Below are 16875 nucleotides of genomic sequence, written 5' to 3' on the forward strand. Positions count from 1 at the left end.
AAAACTTATCCTAAAAAATTAAATGACTACAATGAGTGCATTACCAATGTTTTTAAACATATTGACTGCTTTAAAAAAGGTGAAAAAGTAAAAAAGTTAAACAACCGAAAAAAAATGCGATAATGGCTAAAATATAGCGGCTATAACGATTAGCACGGCTTTGTTCAAGAGCAAGTTGCTTAATGGTGGAAGGAGAAAGATGAATTCCTGTCTCTATTACTTGCTGAATGTCTTCTTCCATTCGCTGGAAGTTTTGTACTAATTGTGGTGCTTTACGTGCCAGAGAAAGGAGTGTTTGTGCTCCTTCATTAAAGTCTTTTGCGATTCCTATAGGCCCCAAATTTTTTTTCATCCATTCTTTAACAACTGGTTCAGAAGCTTTCCACATATTAAATGTTGGATCTAATGTGCGAGCAACACCTTCAACAACAACCATAGTTTTTTGTAATAATAGAAGCTCAGGTCTCGTTTGCATATCAAATAATTCAGTAACTTCAAATAATAGTGTGAGTAGTTTAGCCATAGAAATGCTTTGTGCTGATTGTCCATGAATTGGTTCACCAATGGCTCGGTTAGCCTGAGCAAAGCTTTCAATATTGTGATGCGCAGGTACATATCCTGCTTCAAAATGGGCACGTGCCACTCGATGATAATCACGGGTAATAAAGCCATAAAGAATTTCAGCAAGAAAGTGCTTTTCTTTTTTGCCAAGCCGACCTGTAATTCCTAAATCAACAGCAACTATACATCCTTTTTGGTCAACAAATAAATTACCAGGATGCATATCGGCATGAAAAAAACCATCACGCAATGTGTGACGAAGGAAAGACTGAATAAGCGTAATTGCAAGCATTTGCAAATCAAATCCAGCATCTTTAAGTGCAGAAATATCAGATATTTTTATACCATCAATCCATTCCATTGTTAAAACATTACGGCCTGTTCGTTCCCAATCAATTTTTGGTACTCGAAAGCCCTTATCTTGTTGAATATTTTCAGCCATTTCAGATATAGCAGCTGCCTCTAATCGCAAATCCATTTCAATACGCGTGGTTTGTGCTAAAGTGTCAACAACACACACAGGACGAAGGCGTCGAGACGCAGGTATATAACGTTCTTGTAAATGAGCAATGAGATAAAAGCTTCTAAGATCCTTGGCAAAACGTGTTCTAATATTAGGACGAATGACTTTAACAGCACATTTTTTTTTATTACCTGCCACATCATAGTATTCAGCTGGGTGGACTTGAGCGATAGAAGCAGCAGCGATAGGTGGGTGAAAGCTTGTGAATAAATCATTAATAGAACGGCCAAGAGAACTTTCAATTTGGGCAATAGCATTGGTGCAGGAAAACATTTGAACGCGATCCTGTAATTTAGCTAAATCTTCCGCAAGATTACGTCCAACAACATCGGGTCTTGTTGCAAGAAATTGACCAAACTTTATGTAAGAGGGACCAAGTTTATTGATAGCATGTGAAATATTTTCGGATCGCTGTTTCTTTTTTGTTTTGCGTCGGGCTAATAGACCTGCTAGACGGTGACAAAATGCTGGAAATCCTTGCAGATCATTACCGGGGAGAGCGCTTAAAACGCCTTCACGTGTTAAAATCCACCCTGTACGTATCAGTTGAAAATAAGTGGAAATTTTCGCCATCTTTAAATCTTCCAACCTGAATGCAATGCCGCGATTGCACCCGTGAGATTGCGGTAAGATACCCGCGAAAACCCCGCATTGTTGATCATATGAGAAAAATCATCTTGCTTTGGAAATTTGCGAATAGATTCAATCAAGTAACGATATGCATCGCCATCATTTGCAATAAGTTCTCCAAGCTTTGGAATGATATGAAAAGACCAAAGATCGTAAACTTTATCAAGAAAAGGCATTTCAACATTTGAAAATTCTAAACATAAAAAACGTCCACCTGGTTTTAAGACACGAAAAGCTTCTTTTAAAGCTTGGTCAATATGGGGTACATTGCGGATTCCAAAGGCGATTGTATAAGCATCAAAACTTTGATCCTCAAAAGGTAGGTACTCTGCGTTAGCTTCTACAAAGTTAACCAAAGAAGCGAGACCGCTTTTTTGTGCGCGTTTTTTTCCAATACTGAGCATTGAACCATTAATATCAAGTACTGTCGCATGCGCTTTTTTGCGTGAAGCATTAAGGATGCGAAAAGCAATATCACCTGTACCTCCAGCGACATCAAGAACTTTCCAATTTGAAAGAGCCGGTGGCGAAAGCCATGTAATCATGGCATTTTTCCACATGCGGTGCAGTCCAAGTGACAAAATATCATTCATTTTGTCATAGCTCTCAGCAACAGAGTGGAATACATTATCAACCATGGATTGTTTTTGTGCTTCATCAATTTTCTTAAAGCCAAAAGAATATTCCATGCCTCCCTTTTTTCCCACACGCTCTGTTTCAGCTGTCATATTTATGGCCTTTCTTATTTTTATCACAAACGAAGTATAAAAGAATATTCAAATACGAAAAAGAAACGTATAGAACCGCGATATTTATACAGCCAGAAACAGAAAAGTACCTTTAGATATCAAGATTGGCAACGCTTAAAGCGTTGTCTTGAATGAAAATCCTCCTGGGTTCAACTTCATCGCCCATTAAACGAGAAAAAAGAGAATCTGCATCGGTTGCATCGTTTATTTTTACTTGTAAAAGAGCACGTGCATCAGGGTTAAGTGTTGTTTCCCAAAGCTGTTCGGCATTCATTTCTCCAAGACCTTTATAACGCTGTAGAATGATACCTTTTTTACCATTTTTAAAAACACTTTCTAATAAACTAATAGGACCTAATATGCGCTCTGACTTATCTTTGCGATACAGGAAGGGAGGAGGATTATATATCTCCATAAAACTTCGAGAAATGCGAGAAATTTGCTGCGCATCAGCTGAATTAATAAGACCTACATCGATGGTGATTACATCTTTAACTCCACGAAAAATGCGTTCAAAACACAAACTTCCATCTGATGTATACCGACCGCTCCAACCACATTCCATATCCTCAGCGATTAAGTTGAGGCGATGCGCTATATTATCAGCCGTTTTTTGAGCTATTTCTGGAGTTGCAAAAGCTTCAGGGCCAAAAGCTCCAACAATTGCTGCTTGTTCAACAATAGTACGATTATAACGGGTGTGAAGGCCATTTAAAAGTTGGCGTAAAACACGAGCTTCTTCGACGACTTGACGTAAATCAGCTCCTGCGCGAACTTCACCTGTTGATAATTTCAATGTTGTTTCTTCTAGCCCAGTATCAATTAAAAACTCTTCGAACGCTACTTCATTCTTTATATATTGAGAGGATTTGCCGCGTGTTACTTTGTAAAGAGGTGGCTGAGCAATATAGAGATGTCCGCGCTCAATCAGTTCAGGCATTTGTCTAAAAAAGAATGTCAGAAGCAGGGTACGAATATGTGCACCATCAACATCAGCATCAGTCATAATGATGATTTTGTGATAACGTAATTTATCTAGCGAAAATTCATCCTTACCAATGGAGGTTCCAAGGGCGGTAATAAGAGTACCGATCATATCAGATGAAAGCATTCGATCAAATCGTGCTCGTTCAACATTAAGAATTTTACCACGCAGGGGCAAAATTGCTTGATTTTGGCGTGAACGGCCACTTTTTGCTGAGCCACCAGCTGAATCTCCTTCAACAATAAATATCTCTGACTTTGTTGGATCACGTTCCTGACAATCAGAGAGTTTTCCTGGTAGAGATGTTATGTCGAGTGCTCCTTTTCGTCGTGTGAGCTCACGCGCTTTACGGGCTGCTTCACGGGCTGCTGCTGCCTCTACCACTTTGTTTGTAATAATTTTTGCTTCATTAGGATGTTCTTCTAGCCATGCCGAAAGACCTTCATTCACTAAATTTTCTACAATAGGTCGTACTTCAGAGGAAACTAATTTATCTTTTGTTTGTGAAGAAAATTTAGGGTCAGGAACTTTAACGGAAAGAATAGCTGTTAATCCTTCACGGCAATCATCACCAGTTAGGTTCATTTTTTCTTTTTTTGTAATACCAGAAGATTCAGCATAGCCATTAATTTGGCGCGTTAAAGCGCTCCGGAAGCCTACTAAATGTGTTCCACCGTCACGCTGAGGGATATTATTGGTAAAACATAGCACTTTTTCATGATATGAATCATTCCACCATAATGCAACATCGACACTCATTCCGTCTTTTTCACTGACAATGTAAATAGGAGAGTCAAGCAGCACTTTTTTTGATTGGTCAATATATTTGACAAATTCAGTTAATCCACCCTGATAATGCAATTCAACTGATTGAGTGTCAGCATGGCGCTGATCAACAAGCAGGATATGCACACCGGAATTTAAAAATGCTAATTCTCGTAAACGACGCTCTAAGGTTTCAAAATCAAACTTGACCATAGTAAAGATTTCAGGGCTTGGTAAAAATCTGATCTCTGTTCCGCTCTCTACGTCGCAATCACCAATAATTTTCAGAGGAGAATCTGCAACTCCATGATTAAATAACATTTCATGAATTTTTCCATTGCGCTTGATTCGCAGTTGTAACCAGACTGATAGTGCATTAACAACAGAAATACCAACTCCATGTAATCCGCCTGAAACTTTATAAGAGTTTTGATCAAATTTTCCACCAGCATGAAGCTGTGTCATGATGACTTCAGCTGCTGAAACACCTTCTGTTGGATGAATATCCGTAGGGATTCCACGTCCATTATCATGAACAGAACAGGAGCCATCAGCGTGGAGCGTGACATTTACAAAAGTAGCATGGCCAGCTAAGGCTTCATCAATAGCATTGTCTACAACTTCATAGACCATATGATGCAAACCCGATCCATCATCTGTATCACCTATGTACATACCAGGACGTTTGCGTACGGCATCAAGGCCTTTGAGAACTTTGATAGAAGCGGCATCATAGCCATCACCACACACCGGTGAGGGTATTTCATCACTCATAAGTTAATCCATTTCTATATTTAGTTTGCGACATTTCATCAGCATTTTAGTGGCATAATGTTCTGGTCAGTTATTTATGGAATAATCACATTGAATATTTACCGTATATCAGATTTATATTCAACATCTGTCAAAATCAGATAAAATAGCTTTTAGTGTGCAAACAATGTTACACTGTTTGTTTTTATTTTTGAAACATATCTCCACGAATTATTATTGTTTTAAAGGGAAAAGCGACGGTTATTAAAGTACCATAAACTACATAAAAAGTAAGATGTTATGTTTTTTTTATGGTGATAATAAGAGTATAGCTTGTGTTATAAGCTAATGAATTTAATCTATATAATATTTTTAAGCATTCCTTATATTCGGTTTATAGTAGCTAACGTAATAAAATTATTACTACTAATTTTATTTATTTTTGCCTCACCTTTTATTGATATGTAATGGATTTGATGAATTTCTACGAAATTATATAAGAGGACCTTAAAGTATCTATAGCTTATAAGCTTGAAAGAATAGAAAACTTAGGATGTGTCTTGCGAATATATGAAAATTATTAAATTTTTTTATAATTTAGGAACATACAAGCACTATATATTCTTGTTCAATAAATTAGATATTGTAAGACGAGTTACATTTTTAGCTTTTAACAAAGATAGGAAAAGAAATTTTGAAAATGAATAAATTTATGAATATACTCAATTCTTTTATTGGTGTTCTCGTTGTAGCATGGGGAGCTCTTTTTTCATCTTTAGTAGAAGCTGAAACGAGCGGAAAACTACCTTTTTTTTTAACTCGCATGAACATTTAGCACAGCCTAATACGCTAGGCATAACGCGTTTGCGTTTTGTAACAACTTTTGATTTTCCTCCTTTTAATTTTCTGGATCAAACAGGACGCCTTCTAGGTTATAATATTGATTTATTGCGCTCTATTTGTCTAAAATTAAACCTTGAAAAGCTCTGTGAGGTGGAAGTTGTTCCTTGGGAAGAGCTTGTAGAGCGTGTCAAAAATGGTGAGGCAGAAGCGATTATTGCTGGTTTAAAAGAAACTGTTAAAACGCATAGAGATATTATCTTTACTCGAACTTATTTGCGTTTTCCTGCTCGATTTATAGCCTCTAGACCTGTGAATCTCGATGAGCCAATCAACGACAGACTTGCACATTTAAATAGTGGTTTTTTATTCAAGAGTGTTCACGAAAAGTTGTTTCATAGTTATTTCCCTGATGCTAAATGGCAGGGGTTTAAGAATAGAGCAGAGCTCTATAAAGCGCTACAAAGTCATAAAATTGACCTTGTTTTTGATGATGGATTTGCTTTATCTTCATGGTTAAATAGTCAAAAATCAGCCAATTGTTGTCATTTTGTTGGAGGTGTTTATATGGCTCCACAGTTATTGGGAGAGGGAATGCGAATTGCTGTTGCAGCAAAAAACAAAAGATTTATTGATATGTTTAATTATGCTTTGAAGGTTTTAGAACAGGATGGCAAGCTTGCGGAGCTTTATTTGCGTTATTTTCCAATTAGTTTTTATTGATGAGTGTTTATTAGCTAAGAGCTGTTAATCTTTCGTTTCCTAGTCTATAAGTAATAGCTTCCGCGAGGTGATGACTTGATAGATGTTCTTCTTCATCAAGATCAGCAATGGTGCGCGCAACTTTGAGAATACGATGATATGCGCGAGCGGAAAGGTTCATTTTTTCACTTACGTTGCGTAATAGTGTTGCTGCGTTTTTATCAAGAATAGAAATTTCCTCAATAACTTTTGCAGGGCAATCGCCATTGGTGCGAATATGGCTAAGACCTAATGTATTAAAACGTTTAGTTTGAATAGCACGACACCGTGCAACGCGTTTTGCAACGTCACAGCTTTTTTCCGCTTTTTCTGGTTGCATCAAATCCATAGCAGTTAAGGCAGGAACATCAATTCGTAAATCAATTCGATCGAGTAGGGGACCAGAAATACGAGATTGATAATCGATTTGGCAGCGTATTCCTTTAGCGCAAACATGATTTTTTTCTCCGGCCATACCGCATCGACAAGGATTCATAGCGGCAATAAGTTGGATACGTGCAGGATAACTTACATGATTATTCGCGCGTGCGATAACACATTCTCCGCTCTCTAAAGGTTGACGAAGAGAATCGAGTACTTGTGGAGAAAATTCAGGAAATTCATCAAGAAATAAAACGCCATTATGGGCAAGAGAGACTTCTCCTGGCCGTCCTTTAAGACCACCGCCTATCATTGCAGCCATGGAAGCAGAATGGTGTGGTGCACGGAAAGGGCAATGGGATGAGACTGTATTATATATTGTTTTTCCTGCAATAGAAGCGATTAGAGATACATCTAATAGTTCAGAACTATCAAGGGGCGGTAAAATGGAGGGTAAGCGTTGAGCTAACATAGATTTTCCTGCACCGGGAGGACCTACAAATAAAAGATTATGTCGTCCAGCTGCACAAACTTCTAATGCGCGTTTGGCAGTTTTTTGTCCTTTAATTTCGGCAAGGTCTGGAAGGTCAGTCTCAATTGTATATTGATGTGGCTGTGGACGTTTTTGAATTTGAGTTCCATTAAAATGGTTAACCATAGTGAGAAGAGTTTCGGGTGCAAGAATATTCATTTCTGAATTTGCCCATGCTGCTTCAGGCCCACATTTGTAAGGACAAATAAGTCCTTTATTCAGTGACAAAGCTGTCATGGCAGCTGGTAAAACTCCTTGAACAGCCGCAATAGATCCATCAAGTGATAATTCACCTAAAATAATATATTCCTGTCCTACTTCAGGAGGGAAAAGTCCCATAACAAGCATTAAGCCTACCGCAATTGGCAAATCATAATGAGAACCCTCTTTAGGTAAATCAGCTGGCGCAAGGTTAATGGTAACCCGTTTATTAGGCATAGAAAGTCCGCAGGCATGAAGGGCGGCTTGCACACGTTCACGGCTTTCTGCGATTGCCTTATCTGCTAGTCCAACAATAGCCATCCCTATTTTACCAGAGGAAATCATCACTTGTACATCGACAGGTATCGCTTCTAGACCACGAAAGGCAACAGTTGTGACGTGCGCGATCATAAGTTTGTTTTCCTCCCCTTTTTATTATGGAGAAACAATCATACCTGCACGTAAAAATCAAGAAGTGTTTATATGGCTTTTGGGGTAAGAAGGTCTATATAAAATGGCGCAACATAAATGAGGTTTGTGTGAAGTTAACCATGCTAACACACAATTCAAGAAAATATTAAAATGACATAAATGAATATGCTAAAGGAAAAGAAAGAGAGGCTATTTGTTTTGTTCAGCAGTTCAAGCTGCTTGAAAAGGAATGGGGTTGGGCATCGTGCATTTCAGTAAAAAAGATCATTCTATGTGATCAAATATGTGAAATATCCAAAGTGGATGTATTGATCTTTCTTTTTTTGTGTTATTTGTAAAGTGTAATTAAAGGTATCTGATTTAATGATATATCGGGCAGGAATTTTGTTGAAATCAGGAACCGTACAGAGTGTATTTGTAGGTCTATGTTTAATTGTTGCATTTCCGCAGCCGCTTACGGCATTTGAGATTTTTGGTATTTCTCTGTTTGATAAAAAGGAGGAAAATTCTTTTTTAAAAATTAGCGGTACAGAAAAATTCTATACAGTTGAAGTTATAGCGCCACCATATGCTCCTCCAGAGGGTATTAAAATAGTTAAGGCTGTTTCTTCTCTTGTTGCTGATCAAAGTAAGGGTTTATCCAGTTCTTCTGGTTTATTGGCGAAAGCCCGTTCAGATTATCGCGCAATTTTGTCTGCTCTTTATGCTGATGGGCGTTATGGTGGTGTCATTAATATTAAGATTAATGGCTTAGAAGTTGCTGACTTAAGTCCTGTGACCCAGCTGCCCAAAATGTCCAATATCGTTATTGCTGTTAATGCTGGTCCACAATATGTTTTTGGTGCTGCTCATATCAGTGAATCTTCAACATTTTCAGAACGTAAAGCCGGTAAAATGTCTCCCCTTGAAGAATTGAATTATAAAGTTGGAGCTGTGGCTAAATCTGAGACTATTCTTAAAACAGAAATGTGGGCGATTAAAAGATGGCGTCAACAAGGTTATGCCAAAGCAAAAATTTTTGATCGTGAAGTGGTTGCTGACCATGCTGCCCATCTTGTTAACGCGCAGATTATAGTCGATCCTGGACAAAAGGCTCATTATGGTCCTTTAACTGTGCGCAATGTAAGTAAGAGGCCACGTATAGATTCAACCTATATTGCATGGATGACAAGATTAAAGGAGGGACAACAATACGATTCTGATGCGTTAGAAGAAGTTAATCAACGATTTACTCGACTTGATATTTTCCACTCTGTCAATATACGTGAAGCTGATACAATTAATCCTGATGGTAGTTTGCCGCTTACACTTATTTTAGAGGAGCGTAAACCAAGACGTTTTGGTGCTGGCGGTAGCTATTCAACATTAGATGGTGCAGGTTTTGAAGCTTATTGGATCCATAATAATCTTTTTGGTCATGCGGAACGTCTGAAAATAGAGACAAAAATAAACGGTATTGGTAGAAATAAAGAGCAATCGTATGATCCTAAAAACTTTGATTACATGTTAGGAGGTATGTTTATAAAGCCTGGTATATTCACTCCTGATACAGATTTTAGAGCAGAATTAAAAGTGCAACAAGATATTTTAGATAATTACACAACAAGAGCTATCAAAGGAAAATTAGGTATTACACATATTTTCAATAATAATTTATCAGGTCAGGTTGCTGTAGAAGTTTCTAAAAATCATTCACACGATATTTATTTTGGAAGCCGTAATTTCACGATAATTGGGTTCCCGAGTGGTTTGATTTACGATGGGCGTAATCGCAGGCTTAATGCAACAAAGGGTTTATATGGTGAAGTTACTTTTGAGCCTTTTTACGAAATGAATTTTAGTAATTTTATATCAAAAATGACTGTGGAAGGTCGTTCTTATTGGTCGCTAGATGAAAAAGATCGTTTTGTTTTAGCTGCGAGAGCAAAAGTAGGGACAATTATTGGGAGCGATACAGAACAAGTTCCTTCAGATACACTCTTTTTTGCTGGTGGTGGTGGTTCTGTTCGCGGTTATACTTATCGTAATATCGGTATCAAAACGGAAAATAATGCAGTTGTTGGTGGACGTATGCTTTTTGAGGGGTCAGCAGAATTACGTCTTTCTTTAAATGATAAGATAGGGTTTGTTAGTTTTGTTGATGGGGGTATCGTAGGGGAAAAAGCGTCCTTTGATTTTTTTCAAAAAATGAAATGGGGAGTTGGTATTGGAGGTCGATATATGACAGGTATTGGTCCTTTACGTGTTGATTTAGCTTTTCCTTTAAAGCGAGAAAAAGGTGATCCTCGCATTGGTTTTTATGTGGGTATAGGGCAAGCATTTTGATGAAAAAAATAGGACGTTTTTGGGTTTTTTTATTTGTTTTTTTCCTTTTCGTAGGTATTCTTATTTTTGTGCAGAGAGGGGGTCCATTTTTTAGTAAAATGGTAGCAGGTGATCATCCATGGATTATTTCTTTTCTTGAACATAAACTTTCAACACCCAACCGTCAGATTCGTTTGCGGAATGTACATGGAGTATTGTCTTCTCAGGTATCAGTTGGTTCTATTACCGTTAGTGATAAAAAAGGAGCTTTGCTTAAGATTGCTAATGCAAAAATAGATTGGAATCGCTTAGCCTTATTAAGAGGGCGTGTAGAAATTAATCAAATTTTTGTGGAGCAGGTTACATTCTTACGTAAATCGCAAGGTTCTTCTTTTGTTTCTTCTCTTGAGCAAGGTAAGTTTTCTTTACCTAAGTTTCCTCTTTCTATTTTTGTCAATACATTTTCAGTTAAGCGTGTAGCGCTTGAAAAAAATCTTTTTGGTTTTATTGCAGATGTATCCTCGAAAGGACATTTAATTTTAGCCAATGGTAATTTAGATGTTGATATAGAAGCTCATCGTTTAGATAAGCCAGGTTCTTTTTCTTTTGTAACGAAGATATCTAAAAATAATCATACAGCCAAAATTGATATTTCTGCTTATGAACCATCAGATGGCATTGTGACCAATATTCTTGATATTGAAAAGCGTCCTGCATTGAATTTATCTGTTAAAGGTGATGGTACTTTTGATGATTTAGTCGTCAAGCTTTATTTAGAGGCAGATCGTAATCCTATTTTAAACGGTAATATCATTCTTACAAATGTTTCAGAAGATTACAATCTTTCGACAGAGTTAGTGGGAACGCTTGGTCTTTTGGTGCCTACACAATATCGCAGTTTCTTTGAATCTGATATCACATTAAAAGCAAAGGCAAGGGTGACAAAAGAAGGTGTAGCATATCTTGATGATATGGTCATTCAGGGGAAAATGATGAATATTGTCGCTAATGCAGAAATAGCAAAAGATGGATTTTTACGGCGACTTTTTGTTGATGGAAAAATAGCTCTTAATGAAGGATATGATCCTAAACACTTGCCAATGTTGAAGGCATCAACACGTATTGATAGTTTGGCTTTAACTATTGACTATGGTCGTGAAGGACAGAAGTCATGGAAGGGACAGCTTACTGCACATAATGTGAGCAATAACAATATATATATTCGTGATGTTGTTTTTGATATGGGAGGGGTGAGTGAAAATCTTGATAAGGTATCTGATCGTCATGTTGGTATTCAGATTAATGGAATACTTCATGGAGTTATAAAGTCTAAAGGCAATTTGGAAGAGGATTTAAGTCCAACAGTTCATGTGCATTTAGATACGGATATTGTTTCTAGAAGACCGGTTATGATACATGATTTTAGTATTACAGCTCAGGGTTTTTCTGCTTGGTTAAAGGGAAAAATGGATCATTTTGTTTTTAAAGGAAAACTTGGTTTAAAAGCTGAAGCGTTAGTCCCTTTGTATTTATTAAGTGGGAGGGAGTTTTCTGGTGGTGCAAATATTAAAGCGAGCGGCACTATTGGTTTAATGAGTGGCATTTTTGATCTTGAACTGTCAGGTATGGCTGATAACCTGAAAATAGGGATGGGGCCCTTTGATCGTTTACTAAAAGGGAACCTTTCTGTTTCAGGAGGGATTGCTCGAAATAGGGTGGGTTTTGTTTTACGTCATTTGTATTTGAAAAATCAGTATGCAAGAGTGAAAGCAAATGGATATTTTTCAAATGAAAATGCTAAAATGGGTATAGTTACTCAGATATCTGATCTTTCTATGTTAGATCCTAAGATGAGTGGTGCTCTTACGATTCAAAGTACTGCTAAAGGGCACAATAACCTCATAAAACTTAGTACACGTACTCATATTGTTGAAGCATTTTTAATGGGAAAAAAACTGCAAGATACGACATTTTCAATTCATGCGCTTGTTAATAATACATCGCCTATTTCTTCTCATTTAACAGGATATATAAAAGGTGAAGGAGTTTTTGCTGAAAAGCCATTATATTTATCTGCTTCTTTTAAAAATTCTGATCAGGTTAGAGATATCCAGAATATCAATTTTATAGCAGGAAATGCAAAAATCACAGGCAGCGTTTCTCAGTCGCATGAAGGTTTTTTGAAGGGGGCTTTGCATATTGATGCCGATGACATTTCAGTTCTTTCTGCATTATTTTTACAAGAAGGAAATGGGAAAATAAAAGGAGATTTTATTTTTAATAAATACAATAACAGACAAAAAGCTAATCTAAATGTGCGTGCTGATCATTTAAATTTTGCAAACAATAAAATTAAAAAATTGGCAGTAGAAGCTGATATATTTGATCTGTTTAACATGGCTCAGTTTGAGGGCTTTATCAATGCAGAGCATATCCAGACACCTTGGGTGGTGGTTAATCGCTTAAATGCTCGTTCTACCTGCAATAATGAGCAAACAGCTTTTTCTTTTCAAGCGATGCTGCGCAATAATACAAATGTACAGCTTTCTGGTCATATGACTGTGATGGGATTTCCAGAAGATATAAAACAAGAAGTACAAATTGAAACTGTTGATGTAAAACAGCACAATCTTCATGCAACATTATCAAAAAAAGCTACGATTATTTTTGATAAAAATGGGGTGATCGTAAATGAATTAGGGTTTTTTGTTAATGGAGGGAAGGTTAATCTTACGGGAAGTTTTTATGATACACTCAATCTACATCTTACAATGAATGCTTTTCCCGTTTCTTTGGCCAATCTTTGGAAACAAAATCTTGGAGCTGCAGGTGTTGTAACAGGGCAAGTTATAATTCGAGGTGATTTGAAAAAACCTGATCTGAGCTATGATTTAAAAGGTGAAGATCTCACAACTATTGCTCTTCAAGATAAAAAAATAATGCCTTTTGCTCTTTCTGCTACAGGTAAAACGGTCAACAAACTTTTAACTGTAAATGCAGATTTAATAGGAGAGGGAATCCAGGCGCAAGCGAAAGGGAATGTGTCTTTAGATAAAAAGAAACTTGATATTCATGTTAATTTGCAAAACGTGTCTACACGTTTAGCCAATAATTTTATTGAGGGGAAAGCTCTTGGAGGAGTGGTGACAGGAAAAATCAATATCAGTGGAACAGTGAAAGAGCCATTTGCTGATTTTAATCTTTCTAGTCAAAGTGTGAATATCATAACACATAAAGGGCCTATGTCGGTAAATATGAGTGCATATGGTTCTTATAAAGAGTCTACACTACATATTGAGAATATGATAGCAACAGGAGATAAAGGATTAGATATTTCCATAAATGGGCCTGTTTCTTTAAATGATTCAGAAGTTAGATTGAATGTAAAAGGGGCAGTGCCTCTTGCTTTTTTTGATTTATTGTTAGCTAAGCGTGGTGCCAGTGTAACGGGCGTAGCCAAAATTGATACGATTATAAGCGGTTCATTATTTAAACCACAGCTAATAGGATATTTTTCTATAGTTGATGGAAGTTTTTTTGATTCACAAATAAATTTAGGATTGAATAATATAACGCTTGAAGGAAAATTAAATGGTGATCACATTCTTATAGAAAAATCCTCTGCTTCTTCGTTTAGTGGAGGAGGTATTTCTGTATCAGGTCGTATTACAAATGATTTGCAAACAGATTTGCTCGTTCATCTTGATCATGCCAATTATAATGATGGTTCTATGATTCTTGCAACATTGTCAGGTAAAGTGACAGTGGGGGGTCATTTTCTTGGTGATCTTGTTATTGGTGGAGATGTCGAAGTTGAAAAAGCGGAAATTATTGTTCCTGATAATTTTGTTAATGCAAAGTTCCTTGATATTAAAAATAAGAATTTGACCAAATTAATCCAAAAAACGCTCGAACGCGCTGATGTAAAAAGCTACAATAAAAAACGTGGTGTTTCTCGAGAGTCTTCATCAGTTGTGCGATTAAATATGCGTATTACCGCACGCAATCAATTTTTTGTACGTGGGAGAGGTTTAGATACGGAGTTGGGGGGACGCATTAATTTGACAGGGCCATTGAATGATGTGCATCCAGTTGGAGAGTTTCAGATGATTCGTGGACGTTTTGATATTCTTTCCAAACGTCTTAGTTTTGATCAAGGATATACAAGCTTTAGTGGTAATCTTAATCCTACAGTTTATTTTGTAACAAATAATAATAGTGGCGATATTCATGTCACTGTAATTGTAAGTGGAACTATTGATAATCTCGATATTAATTTTTCTTCACAACCTAATTTGCCGCAGGATGAAATTTTAGCCCGTTTAATTTTTAATCGCTCTCTTAGTGAATTATCTCCATTTCAGATTGCTCAACTTGCAGCGGCTGCTGCTAATCTTGTTGGTGCTTCTAATATATCTTTATGGGATGCTTTAAGAACTAAAATTGGTCTTGATGATCTTGATGTTGTTATTGATGAAAAGGGAAATACCGGTTTACGTATAGGACGCTATATACACAATAACATTTATTTGGGATTTGAAGCAGATTCAGATGGAACAACAAAGGGAACAATTAATTTGGATATTTCACGTAATCTTAAAGCTAAGGGCGCTATAGGGAATGAAAAAAACTCTAGTGTTGGTTTATTTTATGAAAAAGATTATTGAAGTTGATGTTTTAAAATAACATTTTTTAGAATATTTATTTTAAAAATTGCATATTATAGAGCTTTTTATAAAAGCTATTTTCTTTTTTCAGCAATTCTTGGGGTGCTCCTTGTTCAATTAGTTGTCCACTTTGGATGATAACTATTTTATGAGCGCGGGCAATTGTTGAAAGTTTATGAGCAATAACGATAGTCGTACGTTCTTTGGTGAGATGGTGCAGAGCTTCATTAATTTGTGCTTCGGTTTGTGAATCCAATGCACTTGTTGCTTCATCAAGAATTAAAATTTCACTATCATGAAGTATTGCTCTGGCAATGGCGAGTCGTTGTTTTTGTCCACCTGAAAGATTATTACCATTATCACCTATTTGTGTATCGTAACCATTTGGCAACGTCATGATGAAGTTGTGAGCATTGGCTGCTTTAGCTGCTTCAATGATTTCGTCATCATTAGCTCCTTTTTTCCCAAGTCCGATGTTATATTTGACAGTTCCTTGAAAGAGAAAAGTATCTTGTCCTACATAAGCTATGAGACTTCGAAGAGAATGAAATGTAGCGTAGCGGATGTCCCGACCATTGATTAGTATACGTCCTTGTGTGGGATCATAGAGACGCATAATAAGGTTAATAAAAGTTGATTTCCCTGAGCCTGATGGTCCTATCACAGCAGTCATTTTTTTTGGTTCTATTTCCAAATTGATATCTTTTAATACCATTTGGTTATCGGTATATGCGAAAGAGACATGTTCAAAACAAATAGAGCCTTGGGTGCTATCTAAATCTTTAGCTTCTGCATGTTCTATAACTGTAAGAGGGTGATCAAGTATTTCATACATCGTACGAATATTAACTAAGCCAGACTCAATTTTGACACGTATATTTGCTAATCTTTTTGCAGGTTCGTATGCTAGAAGTAACGCTACAATAAAGGACATTAGTTCACCTTGAACGCCTTCATGTTGGCTTGCAAGATAACCAGAAAAGCAAATAATACCGGCAATGGCGATACCTGTGAGTGTTTCTATCATCGGACTTGTAATGGCTTCAAGCATTGCGATATTATTTGCTTGCTTTTCAACATCACGAACAGCTTTGTTCATGCGTTTTTGCATTAATTCTTCTAAAGAAAAAGCTTTAATCACTCGAATACCAACAGTACTTTCTTGTACAATTTTGATAATTTCACTCAGTGAAAGAAGTTCTTTTTCCATAAGACCACGAACACGTTTTAAAGTTATTCTAATTCCTAAAAAAGCCAGAGGTCCTACCGTTAAAGTCATCGAGATTAACGTAAAGCTTTGAATAAACATGACGAACAACAAACCACTAACAGAGAGAAAATCACGTACAAAAGTTGTAATAATGGTATCAATGATATTACGGGTTGCTGTAGCATTGTGGGTTATGCGGACAAGAAGGTCGGATGATGTATTATTTTGGTAGAAAGAGACTCCTTGTTTCATAAGATGTGCGTAAATTTTGCGTTGTTGTTCAGCGACAATACTATTGCCTGCTTTACTTAGAAAATAAGTTTGGGAAAAGGTTGCAATTCCTTTGAGGATAAAAATAAATACAATGAGGCCAGAAACAAAAACAATCATACTAAAATTTTGTGCGTCAATAATATAATTGACAACATCACGTATAATCCATGCGCTTGCTGCGGTTGTACAGGCGATGATGATCATTGAAAAAATGGCTGCAGAGTACCAACGTGCATGTTTATAAAAATTTTCTCGTAAAAGACGAATGATAAGATATTTATCAAAGGAGGAAATTCGTTTTTTACCCATAGAAAACTTTTATCACTTT

The 16875-nt window shown here is 36.7% G+C and carries 7 protein-coding genes and 1 pseudogene; 3 read left to right on the forward strand and 5 right to left on the reverse strand.

Annotated elements, in window-relative coordinates; all coding sequences use genetic code 11:
* Window positions 1-70: 70 nt before the first annotated feature.
* The 3 genes from ubiB to gyrB all read right to left on the reverse strand — a co-directional run bounded on the left by ubiB (window position 71) and on the right by gyrB (window position 4987).
* On the reverse strand, window positions 71-1657 hold the full coding sequence (gene ubiB, locus V5N68_RS00610; protein ID WP_332065261.1) for a 2-polyprenylphenol 6-hydroxylase: 1587 nt from the start codon (window positions 1655-1657) through the stop codon (window positions 71-73).
* Window positions 1658-1659: 2 nt separating this feature from the next.
* Entirely contained in the window at window positions 1660-2442 is a 783-nt protein-coding gene (ubiE, locus tag V5N68_RS00615; RefSeq protein WP_332065262.1) for a bifunctional demethylmenaquinone methyltransferase/2-methoxy-6-polyprenyl-1,4-benzoquinol methylase UbiE, read from the reverse strand.
* Window positions 2443-2554: 112 nt separating this feature from the next.
* Entirely contained in the window at window positions 2555-4987 is a 2433-nt protein-coding gene (gene gyrB, locus V5N68_RS00620; protein ID WP_332065263.1) for a DNA topoisomerase (ATP-hydrolyzing) subunit B, read from the reverse strand.
* 679 nt (window positions 4988-5666) lie between these two features.
* Here gyrB and V5N68_RS00625 point away from each other — a divergent pair.
* A pseudogene (locus V5N68_RS00625) lies at window positions 5667-6529 on the forward strand (ABC transporter substrate-binding protein).
* Between the two features lie 10 nt (window positions 6530-6539).
* Here V5N68_RS00625 and V5N68_RS00630 read toward each other — a convergent pair.
* Window positions 6540-8072 carry a YifB family Mg chelatase-like AAA ATPase gene (locus tag V5N68_RS00630; RefSeq protein ID WP_332065264.1) on the reverse strand — a complete coding sequence of 511 codons (1533 nt, stop codon included), beginning with the start codon at window positions 8070-8072 and terminating at the stop codon, window positions 6540-6542.
* A gap of 384 nt (window positions 8073-8456) precedes the next feature.
* On the opposite strand from V5N68_RS00630, the gene V5N68_RS00635 reads away from it, so the two are divergent.
* Together V5N68_RS00635 and V5N68_RS00640 are read left to right on the forward strand one after the other, a co-directional pair.
* Complete coding sequence (locus tag V5N68_RS00635) at window positions 8457-10418, forward strand: autotransporter assembly complex protein TamA (RefSeq protein WP_332065265.1); 1962 nt, start codon at window positions 8457-8459, stop codon at window positions 10416-10418.
* Window positions 10418-15064 (forward strand): translocation/assembly module TamB domain-containing protein, encoded by a 4647-nt coding sequence (locus V5N68_RS00640; protein ID WP_332065266.1) that lies wholly within the window; start codon window positions 10418-10420, stop codon window positions 15062-15064. The genes V5N68_RS00635 and V5N68_RS00640 overlap by 1 nt, the downstream gene beginning before the upstream one ends.
* Before the next feature lie 34 nt (window positions 15065-15098).
* Here V5N68_RS00640 and V5N68_RS00645 read toward each other — a convergent pair whose 3' ends face one another.
* Complete coding sequence (locus V5N68_RS00645; protein WP_332065267.1) at window positions 15099-16856, reverse strand: ABC transporter ATP-binding protein; 1758 nt, start codon at window positions 16854-16856, stop codon at window positions 15099-15101.
* Window positions 16857-16875 lie beyond the last annotated feature (19 nt).

The sequence above is a fragment of the Bartonella eidoli genome, assembly GCF_036576145.1.
In the GTDB taxonomy this organism is placed as follows: domain Bacteria; phylum Pseudomonadota; class Alphaproteobacteria; order Rhizobiales; family Rhizobiaceae; genus Bartonella.